This is a genomic window from Enterococcus sp. DIV0774 (genome assembly GCF_050539095.1).
Taxonomy (GTDB): Bacteria; Bacillota; Bacilli; order Lactobacillales; family Enterococcaceae; genus Enterococcus; species Enterococcus faecalis.
This window is the reverse complement of the sequence record NZ_CP172923.1, coordinates 257,712-276,790: the sequence shown is the minus strand read 5'-3', so window position 1 is coordinate 276,790 and position 19,079 is coordinate 257,712. Positions and strand designations below refer to the sequence as shown.

Annotated in this window: 18 protein-coding genes; 7 read left to right on the top strand and 11 right to left on the bottom strand. The window is 37.0% G+C overall.

The annotated features are described in order from the left end of the window. Window positions 1–22: 22 nt before the first annotated feature. From IGL86_RS01460 to IGL86_RS01445, 4 genes are all read left to right on the top strand, one after another. Entirely contained in the window at window positions 23–1,615 is a 1,593-nt protein-coding gene (locus tag IGL86_RS01460) for a PucR family transcriptional regulator (protein ID WP_010824988.1), read from the top strand. After that, entirely contained in the window at window positions 1,590–2,402 is an 813-nt protein-coding gene (locus tag IGL86_RS01455; RefSeq protein WP_033625314.1) for an alpha/beta hydrolase, read from the top strand. The genes IGL86_RS01460 and IGL86_RS01455 overlap by 26 nt, the downstream gene beginning before the upstream one ends. A 100-nt stretch (window positions 2,403–2,502) precedes the next feature. Beyond that, window positions 2,503–2,742, top strand: a complete 240-nt coding sequence (locus tag IGL86_RS01450; RefSeq protein WP_002358371.1) for an AbrB/MazE/SpoVT family DNA-binding domain-containing protein — start codon at window positions 2,503–2,505, stop codon at window positions 2,740–2,742. Continuing rightward, window positions 2,739–3,158 (top strand): type II toxin-antitoxin system death-on-curing family toxin, encoded by a 420-nt coding sequence (locus IGL86_RS01445; RefSeq protein ID WP_002355245.1) that lies wholly within the window; start codon window positions 2,739–2,741, stop codon window positions 3,156–3,158. Before IGL86_RS01450 ends, IGL86_RS01445 begins: the two co-directional genes overlap by 4 nt. Before the next feature lie 107 nt (window positions 3,159–3,265). Here IGL86_RS01445 and IGL86_RS01440 read toward each other — a convergent pair whose 3' ends face one another. The 5 genes from IGL86_RS01440 to IGL86_RS01420 all read right to left on the bottom strand — a co-directional run bounded on the left by IGL86_RS01440 (window position 3,266) and on the right by IGL86_RS01420 (window position 8,899). Further along, complete coding sequence (locus tag IGL86_RS01440) at window positions 3,266–4,477, bottom strand: amidohydrolase family protein (RefSeq protein WP_033625315.1); 1,212 nt, start codon at window positions 4,475–4,477, stop codon at window positions 3,266–3,268. Between the two features lie 51 nt (window positions 4,478–4,528). Beyond that, window positions 4,529–5,332 (bottom strand): ankyrin repeat domain-containing protein, encoded by an 804-nt coding sequence (locus IGL86_RS01435; protein ID WP_002373191.1) that lies wholly within the window; start codon window positions 5,330–5,332, stop codon window positions 4,529–4,531. Between the two features lie 173 nt (window positions 5,333–5,505). Next, window positions 5,506–6,552: a DUF4822 domain-containing protein gene (locus IGL86_RS01430; RefSeq protein WP_016618113.1), complete on the bottom strand. Its 1,047-nt coding sequence runs from the start codon at window positions 6,550–6,552 to the stop codon at window positions 5,506–5,508. 219 nt (window positions 6,553–6,771) lie between these two features. Next, window positions 6,772–7,737 carry a DUF4822 domain-containing protein gene (locus tag IGL86_RS01425; protein WP_033625316.1) on the bottom strand — a complete coding sequence of 322 codons (966 nt, stop codon included), beginning with the start codon at window positions 7,735–7,737 and terminating at the stop codon, window positions 6,772–6,774. A 184-nt stretch (window positions 7,738–7,921) separates the two neighbouring features. After that, window positions 7,922–8,899, bottom strand: coding sequence for a DUF4822 domain-containing protein (locus IGL86_RS01420; protein ID WP_430605624.1), 978 nt, complete (start codon window positions 8,897–8,899; stop codon window positions 7,922–7,924). Window positions 8,900–9,223: 324 nt separating this feature from the next. Here IGL86_RS01420 and IGL86_RS01415 point away from each other — a divergent pair, with 324 nt between their 5' ends. Together IGL86_RS01415 and IGL86_RS01410 are read left to right on the top strand one after the other, a co-directional pair. Beyond that, a complete protein-coding gene (locus tag IGL86_RS01415) occupies window positions 9,224–10,567 on the top strand; it encodes a sensor histidine kinase (protein ID WP_025190482.1) in 1,344 nt (447 codons plus the stop codon). Then, a complete protein-coding gene (locus tag IGL86_RS01410) occupies window positions 10,564–11,256 on the top strand; it encodes a response regulator transcription factor (protein ID WP_002355236.1) in 693 nt (230 codons plus the stop codon). Before IGL86_RS01415 ends, IGL86_RS01410 begins: the two co-directional genes overlap by 4 nt. 51 nt (window positions 11,257–11,307) lie before the next feature. On the opposite strand, the gene IGL86_RS01405 is transcribed toward IGL86_RS01410, so the two are convergent. The 3 genes from IGL86_RS01405 to IGL86_RS01395 form a co-directional block, all read right to left on the bottom strand. Next, a complete protein-coding gene (locus IGL86_RS01405) occupies window positions 11,308–12,453 on the bottom strand; it encodes a cysteine desulfurase family protein (protein WP_002355234.1) in 1,146 nt (381 codons plus the stop codon). A 125-nt stretch (window positions 12,454–12,578) separates the two neighbouring features. Next, window positions 12,579–14,315, bottom strand: coding sequence for a septation ring formation regulator EzrA (ezrA, locus tag IGL86_RS01400; protein ID WP_002355233.1), 1,737 nt, complete (start codon window positions 14,313–14,315; stop codon window positions 12,579–12,581). Window positions 14,316–14,500: 185 nt separating this feature from the next. Further along, window positions 14,501–15,187 (bottom strand): HAD family hydrolase, encoded by a 687-nt coding sequence (locus tag IGL86_RS01395; RefSeq protein ID WP_002355232.1) that lies wholly within the window; start codon window positions 15,185–15,187, stop codon window positions 14,501–14,503. A 186-nt stretch (window positions 15,188–15,373) separates the two neighbouring features. Here IGL86_RS01395 and IGL86_RS01390 point away from each other — a divergent pair, with 186 nt between their 5' ends. Beyond that, window positions 15,374–16,726, top strand: a complete 1,353-nt coding sequence (locus tag IGL86_RS01390) for an aspartate kinase (protein WP_010707879.1) — start codon at window positions 15,374–15,376, stop codon at window positions 16,724–16,726. A 22-nt stretch (window positions 16,727–16,748) separates the two neighbouring features. Here the strand turns inward: IGL86_RS01390 and IGL86_RS01385 are convergent, their stop codons facing one another. From IGL86_RS01385 to IGL86_RS01375, 3 genes are read right to left on the bottom strand one after another with little or no spacing between them, the layout of a single operon-like run. Further along, entirely contained in the window at window positions 16,749–17,285 is a 537-nt protein-coding gene (locus IGL86_RS01385) for a haloacid dehalogenase (RefSeq protein WP_002358362.1), read from the bottom strand. 16 nt (window positions 17,286–17,301) lie between these two features. Next, the gene (locus IGL86_RS01380; RefSeq protein WP_002375779.1) at window positions 17,302–18,135 is read right to left on the bottom strand and encodes a DUF72 domain-containing protein; all 834 of its coding nucleotides are present in this window, start codon (window positions 18,133–18,135) and stop codon (window positions 17,302–17,304) included. Window positions 18,136–18,184: 49 nt separating this feature from the next. Next, window positions 18,185–18,919, bottom strand: coding sequence for an acyl-ACP thioesterase domain-containing protein (locus tag IGL86_RS01375; protein ID WP_002355227.1), 735 nt, complete (start codon window positions 18,917–18,919; stop codon window positions 18,185–18,187). Window positions 18,920–19,079 lie beyond the last annotated feature (160 nt).

Here is a 19,079-nt window from a genome sequence, read left to right as displayed (position 1 = left end):
AAGAGGAAAAAAGGAGAAAACGATGAAATTAAGAGAGTTATTATCGATAGGTGACTTAAAAAAAGGTAAAATTTTGACGAGAGAGATTGGTTTAGACAATGAAGTTGACTCGGCAATGGTCTTAGAAGCGATTGATATCGAGAACTGGAGTAGAAAGAATCAGTTAATTTTGACTTCTTTCTACGCATTGCATGATCTACCCGAAAAAGAGTTGGAAAATTTTTTCGTAAAGATGCGCCGAATTGGCATCAGCGGCTTAATTTTGAAAACAGATCGATTCATTAAAATGATTCCAGAGTGGTTTATCGAATTATGTTTCAATTATGAAATTCCTTTAATTAAAATCACACAAGACATTAGCTATGAAAAAATTCTATTTACGATTTACGAGCCTTTGTTGAATTATCAGTCGCATGTCTTACGTACGTATTACGATGTGCGCCAACGTTTCACCAAATTAGAGCGCCACTACCCAACGGTTGAGACGATTATGCAAGAATTTTATGACATCATTAAATTACCCTTCGCTTTAAAAATGTTGGATAAACATCTGGAAATTAGCGATGGTGACTTACCCCATGATGCGATTGTGCTCTCAAGAGAAAAACTAAAAAACAGTGAATTCACTAAAAACGATTACTCTCTTTTAACACTTTACTCTCATGCCAACCCCAAAAAACAGTTGGCACTAGAAGTTTCTATTTTCAATAGTTATTCCACTAATTGTTTACTTCTGGTTTATTTACAAGATGAAAAGGTTAAAGAAACGGATTTAGTGATTATCGAAAATGCGATTGATGTCTTACAAGAAAAATTCAATACCGAAAATTTGTTAAAAAAAGAACGGTATACTCGTTTGAACAACTTAGCGGATGCTATTTTACAAAATACACCGCAAAATCCTGACGAGCTAAACAGTTTGCTTCGTGAAGTGCAAATGCAAGAGCTAGATTCTTACCAAGCGATTGCTTTTTCTACCAAAGACACCAATACACAACTCATGAAAGAACGAATTATTGCCTTACTTCGTACCCTGCGTGTGAAATCCATCTTCTTTGATCAGCTAAATTATTCGGCGGTCCTTTTTAACTTCAATGAAAGTGATGGAAAAATTACAAAGCTGCAATTAAGTCGTTTATTAGCTGAACTTTTAGAAGAAAACGACACGCTTACCGTTGCCGTCAGCAGTTTAAAATCACGAGAAGGGATTAAAGAGCTACTGATTGAATGCCTGGACATTCTGCGCTTTAATGAAACTTTTTATAACGGACCAATTGTCACCTTAGCCGATATTGGGGTATTTAAAAATTTTATCCGCGAAGACCAATTGGAAAATTTAGACGAATTAATTCCTCGCGCACTTTATCAATTAGCCGAAAATAACTACGATTTGTTTGAAACCTTGTACAGTTTTTTCCAAAATAATCGCAACTATAAACAGACCTCTGAAGCGATGTTCCTTCATTCAAAAACGATTCGTTATCGTTTAAACAAAGTGGAACAACTTCTTGATATTGACTTAGCCAATCCCTTGCAATTGTTAAATTATGAAATTGCCACATACATTATAAAGATGAGGAGACGTGCACTTGAAAAACAATCAAACACTCGCTAATGGCGCAACAGTTACTATCTACCCCACTACGACTGAACCAACGAACTATGTCGTCTATTTACACGGTGGCGGGATGATTTATGGAACCAAAAGTGATTTACCAGAAGAACTGAAGGAGCTGTTTACAAGCAATGGCTATACCGTTTTAGCACTGGACTATTTGTTGGCTCCAAATACAAAAATCGATCACATCTTAAGGACGCTAACGGAAACCTTACAATTGTTAAACGAAGAGATTATTCAGAACCAGCCCTTTGGTTTGTGCGGACGTTCCGCTGGCGGTTATTTAATGTTACAGTTAACCAAACAATTACAAACACTAAATTTGACGCCACAATTTTTAGTCAACTTTTACGGCTATACAGATTTAGAATTTATTAAAGAGCCACGGAAATTATTAAAGCAAGCCATTTCCGCTAAAGAAATAGCTGCTATCGACCAAACGAAGCCTGTTTGGGATGATCCTTTTCTTTCTCGCTATCTGCTGTATCATTACAGTATTCAGCAAGCGCTATTGCCGCACTTTTACGGATTACCAGAAAATGGGGACTGGTCTGCTTACGCACTGTCAGACGAAACATTAAAAACTTTTCCACCTTGTTTCAGTACAGCTAGCAGTTCAGACGAAGAAGTGCCGTTCCGCTATAGCAAAAAAATCGGACGGACCATTCCTGAGAGTACCTTTAAAGCGGTTTACTATTTAGAACATGATTTTTTAAAACAAACCAAAGATCCTTCGGTCATCACTTTATTTGAGCAATTGGATAGCTGGCTGAAGGAACGATAAGCAATCAAGAAATTTTATTAAAGTATTAGACTTGTGATAGAAACTTTTTTATGATCCATGATATACTGTATATACAATATATACGAAAGGTGGGTTACTAGTGGAAATCAAAGAAAGAAAACTTAGAAAAGTTGGGAATTCTGTTGTTATGACATTGTCAAAAGAGTTTCTAGAAAGCATTGGTGCGACTGCGACAGACACCGTTTATGTAGACGAAGAAAAATTAAAAGATATTATTGTTAAAAAAAATATGTCAGAACATCAAAAAAAATTACAACAAATGATGGAGAACTCAAAACAAAAACATAATGAGCTGTACAAAGAATTGGTTACTAAATGAAAAGTATTTATTATTTATCAGCGGATGATCTATTTCAAATGAATACTTTCTTGATCCAAACGTATTCTCCCGCAGAACAAATTGGCATCAAAGATCGTAATGCATTAGAAATGGCTAGCAACCAACCAGCACAATTCGTCTTTGACGTTGACCTGTACCCAACAATTGAAGAAAAAGCAGCTATTTTAATGATTAACATTGCAACAAAGCATTGTTTTTACAATGCAAATAAACGGACAGCTGTAATGGCAACCGACTTATTTTTACAATTAAACGGTTATGATTTCCAATTAGATACGCAAGAAGGCGTTGATTTATTGGTTTTTATTGCTACTTATAGATCAGATTTTGATCAGTTGAAAAACGATGTATCAAAAGTAATCAGAGCTAAATTAAATCATACTTCTTCTCACTAATTTCATCAATTAAATATAAGATGGATGTCGTTTTCAATTGTAAAATTAAGCGTCTAATCCAAATAAATTTAATAACAAAAAGAAGCGAGAAATCTCGCTTCTTTTTGTTATTTTTGATAAAGTGTGGTTCCTTTTACCACACTTATTTCCACCGGTGTCTGACGAGCGACAAAAGCCGCCGCACATTCTGCTTCAGTGAGTAAGTAAGTTGCTTCAGCACCAACTTGCGGCCAATTTGCTTGCCCTTGTTCGTCTAAAGTTGTGACACCATCTGTCACTAAGCCCAATAATTGGGTTAAAGCATCTTGATCTTTCACATTAAAAAGTTCACCTAAACGAGCCAATTTTTCTTGTAATGAGCCATCACCATAAGGAGACCAGCAATCGTAGATATTGTCACAACCAAGATGGACATTGACTCCATGACGTAACAATTCCATAATTGGCGGAATCGTGTTAGGTGTGATTGGCACGCTGGAATTAATATGAATTTTTTCTGCTGCTAAAGCATCATAAACTTCATCACGTTCTTCACCAATGAAATCATTTAACCCGAAGGCATGGCTGATAAATACTTTGTCTTGTAGGCCATATTCTTTCGTTAAACGGATAATTTCTTTAATCGTTGTTGTCCCAGCTTCGTGACGGTCATGTAAATGAATATCCACACCGACACCATGTTTATCTGCTAAGCGGAATGTTTCAGCCAATGATTTTTTGTAATCACCATCTAGTGAATAAGGATCCACGCCGCCAATAAAATCGGCACCTTTTGCCAATGCTTGATCAACTAATTCAACGGAATCTGAACGTAGTAAGCCGTGCTGTGGAAAGACGACAATTTCTACCGCAAATGGTTTCGTTTGGGCCAACGCTTGGACTTCATCAAAATAACGTAAGTCTGTCATCGGTTCCACGTCGACATGTGTTCTGAAGGCTGTCGCGCCATGTGGTAATTCTAAGTCAATTAAATGGTTGGCGCGTTCTGTTAAAGAAAGTTCTAAATTATCTAAATAAGGGATTTCTGCTTCGACACGTTCCACAATTGACTTCGCTGGCGTCACCGGATACCACGGAACACCTAGTTTACTTTTATCAAAGTGACAATGTTTTTCAATCAAACCTGGTAAAATCAATTGATGGTGACCATCAATAATTGTCAACCCAGGTTCTTCTACCAATTCTTCATTGGGGATGATTTTCGTAAATACTCCATCTGTTACTTCAATTGCCACTTCTTTGGTTACTGTCCCAGATAACCAGTCACCTTCTTTTTGATACCCTGTTTCAATTCGAACATTTTTTAACCAATAATTCATGCTTTCCTTCACTCCTACCTGTATTTATTCCTTCCCGAAAGGACACAATACTTAGTTGTACTGTGCTAAAATTTTACTAATTTCCGTATAACCTTTTTGATTGGCATAGTCCATTGCTGTTCGACCAGAATTGTCTTTAATGGATTGATCCGCACCATTTTCCATTAACAATTTTACAATATCTTGGTATAGTTGGTTCCCTTCACGTAACCCCACTGCCTCAATCAACGCGGTATAGCCAAAGTCATTTTGGAAATCTATGTCTTCTCGTCCATCTTCTAACAAGAGCTTCACATTGTCAATATGTCCTTTTTCAGCTGCCGGAATTAACGCATTGCCACCGTAACGGTTATGCTTATTTAAATCTGGTGTCGCATTTTTTAACATATATGCTAAAATCTCCGTACGTCCTTGCGCTCCCGCATAAAGATAGGGACTATCACTAATGCTATTTTGCAGATTAATATCGGCACCCCGATCAATCAACGCTTTTGCAATCTCAATGTCATTATTGTGCACAGCGATATTGAGCGGTGTGTTGCCTTCTGTGTCGACTTCATCCACTTGATAAGTAGTATCTTGTAAAATTTCCTTGACCTTCTTCGTATCTCGTTGATTGGCTGCTTCTAAAAGCGCACCCACTTCATAGGTCTTCATCGGTTCTTTCACTTCCTCTTTTGATGTTGTTTGAGCTACCGAACGGGTTGTACTGGTGCTTTCAGTTTTTGCACTACTTTGAGTAGTCACCGTTTGACTATTTTTTGACGCTGCGGAGGGTGTTTCTCCTCCTTGACACGCAGCAAGTAATGGAATGGTCACGACACTTAATAGCCCCATTAAAATTTTTTTGTTCATTGTGCTCAACTTCCTTTCCTCGAGAGAAATATGAGATTTTTCTCCAGTGGTTCTAATCTAACGAATCTTTTTTTATTTGTCGATTAAAACGCTTTCTCTGTTTTTCTATTTTAAAAAGAGAGAAACCAAAAGAAGTCGAAACTTTTTTTGGTTTCCATTCGTATGTTTTGTTCTTAAAAGGTAAATTCAGGATCAAAAGTTCCTTGGTATGGTTCATGTTCCACATAGACTTGGATATCGTTTCCTTCGTTATCTTTACCCATTCGTGTGTACGTAAAACGATTATCATTCAATTCTGTTAATTCTAAGACAGCGCCATAGCGATTGGTTCCAATGGACACATGGGCACGGAATTTATTTTGATTTCCTACTTTAAAGTAGCCATAGTCGCCACGGGTTTCACCCGTTTGTAAATTGAAAAATTCATATTTGCTGCTGTCTTGGTCAAATTTCGCTAAGCTAATGAAGTTTTGATTAGCCGATGTTACATCATTGCCATCTTTATCCACTACTTTCGTGCCGTTCCATAAGCGCTCAGGCGTACCATACAACCAAGATGTTTTTCCAAGAATCTCATCACCAGGTCGATTAATATCGATTGCCCCTGTTTGCTCTGTCATCGCACGTCGGCCATTCGTAAATTCCAGTGTTCTCGGACGATTATTTGGGAAAGGTTGCGGATATCCATAGACAGGACCAGAGGTTGCTTTATTTTCTACAAAAACTTCCACATCATTTCCTGCTTTGTCTTTCCCTGTTTGTGTATACGTAAAAGTATCTTGGTACAACATTCTTGACCGGTAAACACCTTGATAATTCTTTGTTTCAGAAATAATTACTAAGTAGCTCTTATCAGATAAGCCAGCGGTCATAAAGAAGGTCCCTTCATCACCTGTGGATTTCCCAGTTTCTTTGTCAAAAAACTCATAAAAACTAGTGGTTGCATCAAACTTAATTGCATGTAATAAATCCTGATTTTCAGCGGTTAAATCGGTCCCATTTTTATCATAGACACGTTGACCTGCCCAATCTTTTTCCGATAACATTTCATCTTGCCGAATACCAACCGAGCGTAAATACTCAGGTAAATTCCCTAAATTATTGGGATTGTCTACGCTTTGAGGAACGTATGCTTCTGCCGTCAAAGCCCCTCCTGCTCCACCAACTAATAACGCACTTAAAGCCAACAATGTAATTGTACCAACGATTTTTTTCTTCATAAGCTACTACTCCCTTTCCCTCTTGATAATTTAAGGATAGCAAGTAGTTATTAACTCCACCTGTCCATAATATGAACAAATTATTAAATAATAATTATTATAATTATCTTAATAATAATATTTAATTGTAACTAATAACAATTTATTTATAGAAGAAGAGAAAACAAAAGAACGTTGGGGGACGTTCTTTTGTTAAATGAGAGAGAAGACAAGAGACTTTTAGAAAGTAAAGGCTGGATGATATGTGCCTTGGTAAGATTCATGTTCTACAAACACTTGAATATCATTACCAGCATTATCTTTACCCATTCGAGTATACGTAAATCGATCATTGTTTAGTTCCGTTAATTCTAGCGCCGCACCGTAACGATTCGACCCAATAGATACATGGGCCCGAATCTTGTTATTGTCCACCACTTGGAAGTACCCAAAATCGCCGCGGGTTTCACCTGTTTGTAAATTGAAAAATTCATATTTACTTGTGTTTGGATCAAATTTCGCTAAACTAATGAAATTTTGATTGGCCGCTGTCACATCATTACCGTTTTTATCTACGACTTTTGTGCCATTCCACAAGGTTGTTCCTAAAATTTTATCCCCTGATTTATTTGTCACAATTTTGCCAGTTTGATTGGTTAATGCTTCACGTCCATTTGTAAAAGCTAATTTTTTCCCATGATAAGGGATGTGTTCCACGTAAACTTCAACATCATTCCCCAGTTTATCTTTCCCTAAACGCTTGTAAGTAAATTTGTCTTTACTCACTTCGGTTAAATCCACTACGGCTTGATAATTTTGTGTCCGCGAAATTAAAATTCGTTTTGTGCCATCACCTGTCACAAAAAATGTTCCTTCGTCACCACGGGTTTCCCCAGTGTTTTTGTCGAAAAACTCGTAAAACCCGGTTTCACCATCATATTTTGCTAACCCAATAAAATTAGCATTTTCTGCCGTTAAATCATTACCAGCAGCATCATAAACACGGGTTCCTTGCCAGTCCGTGCCAGATAAAATCTTAGTCGCCTTATCACCTCTTGTTTGGCCATTGTTTTGATGTTTGCCTAAATTTGCTGTAGCACTATTTGGATTGGTTGCATGACCTGCAAATGCTGGACTTGCATAACCTGCTATAAGTAACGTACTTAATGTTACTAAAGTAATCGAACTTAATACTTTCTTTTTCATAAAGCATCGCTCCTTTTCTTTGATAAACCAATCTTAACAAACGATTCTAAACTACCACTGTCAGAAAAATGAACAATTTATAAACGATTAAAAACAACTATAAACTATTTTTTTGTTAAAAATGAAGCGGTCAAAAGAATCCTTTACTTCCCTTTGACCGCTTCATCCACTCGTGATTGACTAATTAGAACGTGAAGTCTAGCGTAAAGTCGCCTTCATACGGTTCATGTTCCACAAAAACTTTAATTTCTTTGCCGTTATTGTCTTTACCCATTCGTGTATACGTAAAACGTTTATCATTTAATTCTGTTAATTCTAATGCAGCTCCATATTTATTGTCACCAATTGAAACGTGAGCACGGATTTTGTTATTATCAATTACTTGGAAGTAACCAAAATCTCCACGTGTTTTACCCGTTTCTAAATCAAAGAATTCATATTTACTTGTTTTATTATCAAATTTCGCTAAACTAATAAACATTTTATTTGCTTCAGTAACATCGTTACCGTCTTCATCTAAAACTTTCGTGCCATTCCATAATGTGGCCCCTAAAATGTCATCCCCAGGTTCATTGGTAACAATTTTGCCAGTTTCTGTTTCTAAATCTTTACGACCGTTCGTAAAGGTTAACTTTTTATCAGAATAAGGGACATGCTCTACAAAGACTTCTACATCTTTCCCATCTTTATCTTTCCCCATTCGCTTATAGGTAAATTTATCTTTCGTTACTTCCGTTAAATCAACCACTGCTTGATAGTTTTGTGTATCCGAAATTAAGATACGCTTTTCGCCATCATCTGTCACAAAGAATGTGCCTTCATCGCCACGGGTTTCACCTGTTTCTTTGTCGAAAAATTCATAAAAACCTGTTTCACCATCATATTTTGCTAAACCAATAAAATTAGCATTTTCTGCTGTTAAATCATTATTATTTTTGTCGTAAACTTTTGTGCCTTGCCAATCAGTACTGGATAAAATTTCTGTTAATTCTTGTCCTTTTGATTGCTCTTTAGCTGCTTCTGCTGAACTAGAGACTGCAGTGCTTGAGCTAGCTGCACTTGATTTATCTGTTGCAGAGTTGGCTCCGCCAGCACAGCCTGCGATCAACAACGTACTAAAGGTTAATAAGGTAATCGTACTAAAAACTTTTTTCTTTTTCATAGTTGGTAATCCCCTTTTTTCTTTTTGATATACCTAGAATAGCAAAGCCTTATAAACTCCTACTTGCCGAAAAATGAACAAATTATAAACAAATGAAAAAAAGTTAATAACAATACTAGCTTTTTTTTGTTTACTTGTAATACACTATAAGTAAGAAATAGATTAAAACCACTAGGAGGGACGCTTTTGACCATTAAACGCCGCTTTTTTATTTCTTATATTAGTGCCATCATTATTACTTTAGCCTCTGTTTTAGCTGTTTTATCCTTAGCTTCTTACATCACATTAGGAACTGTCCCCAGTTTGCCCCAAGCTTACCGAATGATGAATAAGCAACGACCATTGACCGCTAACGAAGAAGAAAGTTATTTAGCCTTAGATCAATTGTTAAAAAAGTCACCGAAATTACTAGATACGCCTTTAAGTAAAGAATTAAAGGAAACGATTCAAACAATTGAGGCAAAAGGATTAAGTGTGATTATTCGAAAGAATGCACGGTTTCCTTATTATTCGGATAATTTAGTAGAAAAATCTTTGTCTGTACATATTCCAAACTACGAAATGAATAATATTATGCCAACTGGCACACTGGATAATGCAGGGCGTCTATATCATTATGTCAAATCCGATTTTCATTATTTAGATGGTTCTAACGGGAGCTTTATTGTCTTGAAACGCGAAAGCAGCCTTTTTGAATTCTTCACACGCTGGATTATCTGGATGATTTTGTTAATTATCCTTGTAGCAATTGCGGCAGCTTGGCTCATTAATAAGCGCTTAACCAAAACCACTATCGAGCCATTAGAAGCATTAGAAAAAGCGACTAAAACATTGGGTAAGGATGCCCAAAAAGAAAATCCATTTACACCAACTAGCCACCAAACCGTCTCAACAGAAGTCAAACAGCTCCAACTTAGTTTTGAACAAATGTGGCAAGATTTAGAAGAAGCCAATGCGGAACGCGAAAAATATGAAGATAATCGAAAAGAATTAATTGCCAATATTTCTCATGACTTAAAAACACCAATTACTTCTATCATTGGTTACGTTGAAGGCTTGATGGATGGTGTTGCCAATACCGAAGAAAAAAAACAGCGCTATTTAACGGTCATTCATGAAAAAAGTTTAGGCCTCAATGATTTAATTGAAGAATTATTTTTGTATTCTAAATTAGACCTAGACCGTGCTGTCTTTACAATGGAAAAGACCAATTTCACTCGTTTTATTGCACATATTCTTGAAGAATACCGTTTGGAACAAGAACTCGTGATTACTTCTGTACTTCCCACCGAAGCTTTATACGTTCAAATGGATCCCACGCAGATGAATCGCGTGATTACCAATCTAATTCAAAATAGCATTAAATTTGCGGATCCCACTAAAGAACAACTAGCCTTTACGATTTCTTTAACGCATAATCAAACAGACTTAGTTTTAACCATTACAGATAACGGCATTGGTATCGATAAAAAAGAATTACCTTATTTATTCGAACGCTTCTATCGTGTAGACAAATCTCGAACCCCAACAGTTAAAGGAAGCGGCTTGGGATTAAGTATTGTCAAACAAATTATTGACTATCATCAGGGAACAATCACTGTCACAAGTAAAAAAGGAGACGGCACCAACGTGATAATTACGTTGCCGTTGTTGGAGGATGAAAAATGAAACCACATGTATTAATTATTGAAGATGATCCAAGCATTGCTGATTTGCAAAAAGATTATTTAGAAATTAACGATATGACTGTCACAATTGAACATGATGGAAAAAAAGGATTGGAAGCAGCTTTAAATGAGCCCTTTGATTTAATTATTTTAGATGTGATGCTGCCAACTATGGATGGTTTTGAAATCTGTCGTGCAATTCGGAAAAAAAAGCAAACGCCGATCATGATTGTTTCGGCTAAAAAAGAAGATATTGATAAAATTCGTGGGCTTGGCTTAGGTGCGGATGATTATATAATCAAGCCGTTTAGTCCCAATGAATTAGTCGCTCGAGCAAAAGCCCATATGAACCGTTATCAATTGTTAAGCAAAGCAGAACAACCACCACAATTACTAAAAATCAATGAAATCGCTGTCGACACTGCCGCCCACAAAGTGTTTGTTTTAGAAAATGAAGTTATTTTTACAAGCAAAGAATACAAATTGTTGGTTTTCTTGATGGAACATCCTAACCGTGTGTGGAATAAAGAAGAACTTTTTGAAAGTGTCTGGGGGTTTGATGCCTTAGATACTGAGGTTTCGACTGTCGTTGTTCACATTAAACGGATTCGGGAAAAATTAAAAAAAGCCAATCTTTCTGACTCTCCAATTGAAACACTCTGGGGAAGTGGCTACCGCTTCAATCGATAAAGAGAGCAAAAATAAGTCGGAGCCTATTTCTAGGCTCCGACTTATTTTTTATTAATTTACACGAGAAAATTTTTGATAAAGTTGGTTGAAAACAATCATAAATTGTTCAATTTCTGCCATTGTATTGCTTTCATCTAAACTAATGCGCACAGCGGAAGTCGCTAATTCCCCTGGCACATGCATGGCATACAAGGTGCTACTAGCCATTTTTTTTCGGCTAGAACAAGCACTCGTAGTCGAAATATAAATCTGTTTTTCTTCCAATGCATGGACTAGCACTTCGCCACGAATCCCTTTCAAAGCAAAACATAAAATGTGTGGCGCAAAATGTTCATTATCTTGTGAAAAAACAGTCACATTTTGAAATTCTTCTAGCGCCTTTAATAAATAACTCCGTAATGTCGCCACATGTTGCGGCCGTTGTTGTTCGTTCTCTAAATGCAAACGTAACGCTTTGGCCATTGCCACAATTGCTGGTACGTTTTCTGTCCCACTGCGTTGGTTGTTTTCTTGCCCGCCTCCTGTTAAAAGCGGCGCTAAACGTTTTCCTTGTTTCCAATACATAAAACCGATGCCTCGTGGTCCATGAAATTTATGTGCAGAAAACGTTGCAAAATCCACCCGATCCGTTAACCACTCTGAGTAATTAACTTTCCCAATTGCTTGAACCGCGTCTACATGAAAATGAATTTTAGGAAACTCCGCTAAAACCTCGCTGATTTCTTTAATTGGTTGAATCGTTCCCACTTCATTGTTGACTGCCATAACAGAAACCAAAATCGTTTCTTTTCTAATTAATTTCTGTAATTCCTCGACTTTCACACGACCTTCTTTATCCACTGGCGCATAAGAAAGTTCAAAACCTAGTTCGACTAATTGTTCCGCTGTTTCTGTAACTGCTGGATGTTCCACTGCAGAAATAATAATATGATTACCAAATTCTCGTTTTTCGATTGCCGTTCCTTTTAAAACCCAGTTATCTCCTTCAGTTCCGCCACTTGTAAAATAGATTTCATTTGCTGAAACATTGATTAGCTCCGCAATCTGCTTCCGTGCTTGTTGTAAGAGCCGATTGGCTTGGTTGCCTAAGTCATGCAGACTAGACGGATTGCCAATAATCCGCTGACTGGTTTTTACATATGTATCTAAAGCCTGGGGGTAAATCGGTGTAGTTGCACTATTATCAAAATAAATCATTTGTCACCCTTCTTTTTTAAAATTCTTTCCCATTATATACTTTCTAAAGTATCACTTCAAGTCACCCCCACGCCATAAAAACAGAGGCTTGTCTGTCGACAAACCTCTGTTTAGTGATTGTTTAATTAAATTGCTGTTAAATTAGGGTTATTGATATTTTTAAAATAAAAATCTTCGATTCGTTTGAACGCCCCTGGCTCAACAGCTTCCAATGCCGTTCCAATTTCATCTAATGCATCTTGATAACGGAATTCTGTCGAGAATAAATACATGCTTTTATCTAAAGCCGCTCGGATGTTCTCGTGAGTATGACGATAGCGGTTTGCATATTGCATCATTTGTTCTGTCAGAGCTGCTGCATTGACTAAATCTTTTGTTTTCTTATCTAATAACTCTAAATCATCTTCGCATAAGTCACACAAACGATTGATTTCATCCATGTTAATGCGCATTTTATTTAAGGCTCGGCTTAAATCTTCAATTCGATCCGTTGCCACATAGAAAAATTCTAAGTAATCAGCAGACAAACCTGGCAATCGTTGCTTTTCAACATACCGTTTGATACTCCGTAAACGGAATTCGTATTCGTCAACTTTTTCTTGGGCGACTTTTTCGCCTTTTCTTAGTTCTTTCAATGAAGCATCGATTTCTAATTGTTGATTTTCAATATCATCTAAAATCTTATAGCATTCTTTATAGAACGCTTGAATTTCAGAGTAAGGAACGGTATGTTCTTTCATTCGAGGTTCCAAGTCTTTTTGACGGCGGATAATTTCTTCAATTTCCGTTTGAAAACCACGACTACGTCCTAGCTCGTTGTTATTTAAGGTGTAGCTTTGTGATACATGGTCCAATTCAATCATTAATTGACGGTTATTTTTTAAGGAATGAGAAATATAATCGTCAATAATTTTTTGATTGGTCACGACATATTTCTTCGCTTCAATCTCACGTTCCATCACTTCATATAATGCATCAATCGCCGTTGCTGTGTCACGGTTCGCAACCTCTACTGCGGCAATCTCTGTTTTCTCTAAATCAGCCATTGAATTCTCGACACGTTTTTTCGCATGTTGAATTTCTTCAGCAAAGTTTTGTTCAGGGAACACGTAATCGTCAGCTAATAATTGGTTGTAGCCTTCTTCGATTTCTTTTAATTGATCTGGGAAAGTTTCATTTAATTCTTCATACATTGGTGGAATCCGTTTCATTAAGTCTTCCAATTCATACGTATGACGTTCCGCATCTTCTAGGACTTCTCGAGCCTCGATTGGGTCCCCCGATGTATTTAGTGTGACAAATTGTGTGAATTCAATTTCGACGTTTCTTAATTGTTTTTGGATTTCGGAGTATGCTGGACCAAAGCTAGCTTTATCATCTTTTAGTGATTTACTTAATTCTTCATAGACATCCAAAGCTTTTTGAACTTCTAATGAATTGCGCTCTTCACTTTCACGTAATTCTTTCAAGCCATTACGAATGACTTCCACTTCGGCTTCCATTTCGGTCATCGTTTCATTCGCTTCCACGACTGCTTTCTTCGCTTTCATGAAACGGAAAATTTCATTTTGATTTTCGACTTCATAAATTTGACTCTCTAGTTCGGCGAAAGAACGCGTTGATAGTTCTACCCAACGTTGATTCCATTCACGGAAACTATTTTGACTCTGTCCAACTAGATGCATTTTTTTAATGTCATCGATTTCTTCAAAGACTGGCAAGTCAAACAGGGCTTCTTTACGAACTTCTAATTCATCTAATTGTTCTTGATTTTTTTTGCGCATAAAATAACCAATTAAGTATAGCACCGCAGCAATAATAACGATTACTAGTACTAAAATGATAATCCAATTATTCTTCATTTTGGCTCCTCCGATAATTTTTCTATAATAAAAGAAAGGTTGTTTGTTCTCTTCACACGGTTATCTATTGTTCCTGACCCTTGAAAAAGGGCATTCTTGCAGAAATACCTATAGAAAATTATAGCACAAACTGTATATTCATTCACTAGTTATAACAAACTTTTTTAAGAAAACCCGCGATCTTCTTACGAAGGGGTTGATTCACTGCTTTCATCGATCCGATTTTCACTAATTTTTTTACAAATATCACTTAGTTGTGTTAAGAAGGCATCCGCTTGACTTTGATCCATCCCAAAGTGTTCATCGCGCATCGCCCAAACTTCTAGCCCAGCTTCTTTGGCAGAGGCAATGCCTTTTTCTGAATCTTCAATGGCTATACATTCCTGTGGCGCAACAGCTAATTCTTGTAACGTGTGCAGATAAATATCCGGCGCCGGTTTACTTTCTTCGAAATCTTCCCCACTCACGACCGCATCAAAATAACTACTTAATTGCCCCACTGTCAAAACCTCTTCAATTGCGTCTTTTGTGGAAGAAGAAGCTAATCCGATTTTATAGCCTTGTCTTTTTAAAAATTGTAAAACACGTTTCGCATTTTCATCAAGCACAGCTAAATAATCTATCGGATGCGCTTTTTTATAGGCTATGTATTGTTCATTTAAAAAAGCAATATCTAGCTCTTTTTTGTTGACTTGTTCAATCTTTTGCCATAATGAACGCATATCCGCACCGACTAATTCTGGCAAGGTTAGGCCCTCAATGGTCAAATCAAATTCCGCTAAAAATGCTTTACGTCGCTCATAATAATAAGCTTCGCTATCTACTAGGACACCGTCCATATCAAAAATAATGGCAGTTTTGGATTCTGTCATACTATTTAACTCCTTCGTTACGACTCATATCTTTACAGTTTAACAAAATTTTAAGGAAAAATGAAGAACAAATATTTTCATGATTTCCTAACTTTCTGAAAATAAGTGGTTGCTTTTCTAAATGTTTTTCGGTATCCTTTTACTAATCTACAAATGAGAAAATAATTAAAAACAGGAGTGATAAACGTGAACGTAGTTAAATTCGGCGGTAGCTCGCTAGCATCAGCACCACAGTTACAGAAAGTCTTACAAATCGTCAAGGAAGAGCCGCGCCGAACGTTTGTCGTTGTATCCGCTCCTGGAAAGCGAACCCCGCAAGATATTAAAGTGACTGATTTATTGATTCAATACTATCAGCGCTACTTAAATAATGAGGAAATTGAATCGACAATCTCTGCCATCATTCGTCGTTATGAAGATCTTTTTGATGAATTACACTTGGATAAAGCAGTTTTAGCTGATATTGCTATTTCGATTCGCCAATTAGCCACTTTACCAAAAGAAAACAATGCTTTTTTATTTGACTATTTTTTAGCTAGCGGCGAGGACAATAATGCAAAAGTTGTTGCCAGTTTTTTCAAGCAAAATGGCTTAGATGCTCGCTACATTAGTCCAAAAGAATTAGGTCTCCTAGTGACACCTGAGCCAGGCAATGCCCGCATTTTACCAAAAGCTTTAGAGAAAATTAGTGCCTATCGTGAGACTCAACAAATCTTGGTTATTCCAGGTTTCTTTGGTTATACAGAAGCCGGCGAAATTTGTACTTTTTCTCGTGGCGGTTCCGATATCACAGGGTCCATTGTTGCCGCAGGTGTTCAAGCAGATTTGTATGAAAACTTTACCGATGTGGACGGAATTTATGTCGCCCATCCTGGAATTATTGAACAGCCTCAAACGATTCAAGAATTGACCTACAGAGAAATGCGGGAGTTAGCTTATGCAGGATTTGCCGTCCTCCACGACGAAGCCTTAATGCCTGCCTATCGCGCAAATATTCCAGTCGTTATCAAAAATACTAACAACCCACATCATCCTGGCACCCTAATTACCACTTCTCGCAAAGTGAAGCATGCCCCTGTTGTAGGAATTGCTAGTGATCAAGGGTTCGCAAGTATTTACATTAGTAAGTATTTAATGAATAGAGAGTTAGGTTTTGGGCGACGGCTTTTAGAAGTACTAGAAAAATTAGCCTTAAGCTATGAGCATATGCCCTCAGGAATTGATGACATCACGATTGTTTTAAGAGAAGACCAGTTAACAACTGAAATTGAAAATCGACTGATGGCCCAACTCCAAGAAGTTTTAGCGCCTGATGAGTTACGCATCACGCATCACCTTTCCATGATTATGATTGTTGGCGAAGGCATGCGCCAACGAATTGGGGTTACTGCTGAAAGTACAATGGCGTTAGCCAAAGAAAAAATCAACTTAGAAATGATTAACCAAGGATCTTCGGAAGTAAGCATTATGTTTGGTATCAAAAAAGAACAAGAGGAAAAAGCCATCAAAGCCTTATATCGGACGTTCTTCCATGATTAATAAAAAAGACGAATGAGTTTTCTCATTCGTCTTTTTCATTGGTCTCAGTAATTTTCAATTGGCGTTGAATTTCCGCTTTAATTTTAGCTTCTGGCGCAAAATCTTGTTCCCAATTTTCAGGTTTTAATACTTTATTTGTTTCCGGATCATAATGTGGCTGCCCATCTGGAAATAATTTCCCCATATTGGCTTGATGAACGATTTCAATAATTTTTGTTGGATTGACGCCCATTAAGCAAAACGAACCATAAGTAAAATACAATAAATCGACTAGTGCATCCACTTCCTCCACTAAAGGATCAGATACTGGTTTGCCTTTCGCCAAGACTTTCTGCTCTGCTTTATCGACAGATTTTTTTAATCCGTCGACCAATTGTTGAAAAAGCACTTGGTCATTATTAGCAGCACTATATAAAAATTCCACAAGTTCTTCGACTTTAAACTCTGCTCGTCGACTGGCTAGCTCTGGCGAAAAAGCAGTTGGTTGCTCTGGTTGTTGTGGATTAAAAACCTCGTGGAAGGCACAAGCCATTTCATAAGGGGATTGCTTTTCAGACATTCAGCTACCTTCTTTCTCAAAATAAATCTAATTGTTTTGGATTCAAATCATCGTAACTCAAATTCAAGACTTTTTGCATCTGTAGAGCGTTTTCTGCGGCATCGCCGCCAGAATTATTATTAAAAATCACGCCCACTTCTTTAGCTTCTTGCGACATTTTTAAAACAGCTTCGCTTAAATCAACGATTTCCTGCGTATTATAATGATAGAGGGTTCTTTTTTTACGCCACTCTGCATCATTGGCTAACCAGCCAGCCGCATTACGTCCGTGAAACCGGAAGAGCACGAGATTAGGATTCGTTACATACGGATAAAAGGGCACTGGATTCGTAGGAATCTGCGGTTCATCTACAATCACAAGTGAAAATTGATTTTCTTTCATAAATTGCAACATTTGTTTTACAAAGTTTGGTTGATACCATGAATTATTTCGTAATTCAATGGCGATGGGTAGGTCTTTAAACCAGTGACGAATTTTTTGCAAGTAAGCGACATTTTCTTTCGTACAACCAAATGTTCCTGAAAATTGTACCAGAAAGGCAAATAATTTTTTACTTTCAATTAATGGGGCCATACTTTCTAAAAAAGCGGTGATCATTTCTTCTTCACTTGCATAATAGGTCTGCCACTCACCTTGACAACTGATTCCACTATAAACTTTCATGACAAAGCGAAAGTTTTCGGGAACTGCTTTGACCCATTCAGCTACTCGTTCTTTGGGAGGAATCCCGTAATACGCCGTGTCCATTTCAACTAGCGGTAAATGACTGGCATATTCATAAAGCGTGGCCCGTTTTTTTCCAGTTAAATAGTCGTGTTCACTAAAAGATGTTAATCCTAAGCGAATCATGTCCTTCCTCCTCTGCGCAACTTTTTATTTTCTAAATCGTCATCTTAACTTAATTTGTCCAATCGATATTCGCTTCACAATAGGTTTGACCATCAATCCGAATCTCATGGCGCGTTTTCAACTGATTTTCTTGTTCGACAATTTCGTAATGACTTTCGACTTCTTGGCCATATTCTACTTCTTTGTCAAATTTCACAAGAATTTTTTTCGGTTGATGCGTTGTTAAAAAGTCATACCCTAACACATCCAATAACCAATTAAAGTAAATCGCATTATTAACATGTTGATTGCCATCAATATCAAAAAAACGCACACGATAAGGTAAAAAGTTCCCCTCTGTGACTTTTTCAATTTTTTCATGGCGATAAATTTTAGTGATTTTTTCAGAATCAAAAGGTGCAATAATTTCTGGTAGCACACTACTGATTTTCCGATTTTTTTGATCCATTAAGACAAAGGTTGATTTCACAAAGACACATTCATTGCCTTCTTCATCATGAACCCAAAAGTTACGATAACAAAAATATTTGTTATAACTCATAGCTTGCGTTGTAATTGCTACTTTTTCACCAACTTTTGGTAAGCGGTGAATCTCTATTTCATAGTTGGTGATGACCCAGCCTAGGCCAAATTGGGCGACATAAGCTGCATCTCTTCCTAGTAATTCTGTTTGTTCTTCTGATACTTTAATGACAACCGCTAACAAAGCCGGTATCTTCATTGCACCAGTAAAATCGCCGTCATAGTAGGCAACTTCATAAGAGGATGTATGTTTTTTTCCCACGAAATAATCTCCTTTTTCCAATGGCTACTTTCGTGTCATTGTTTCTTCTTAAAAGTATACCACGTGATTTCTTCAATTGCGATTCCGAATGAAAAATTAACAAAACTTTGAAAAACACTATTATTTATATTATTTAAAAGCATTCTTAATATTACTTAAA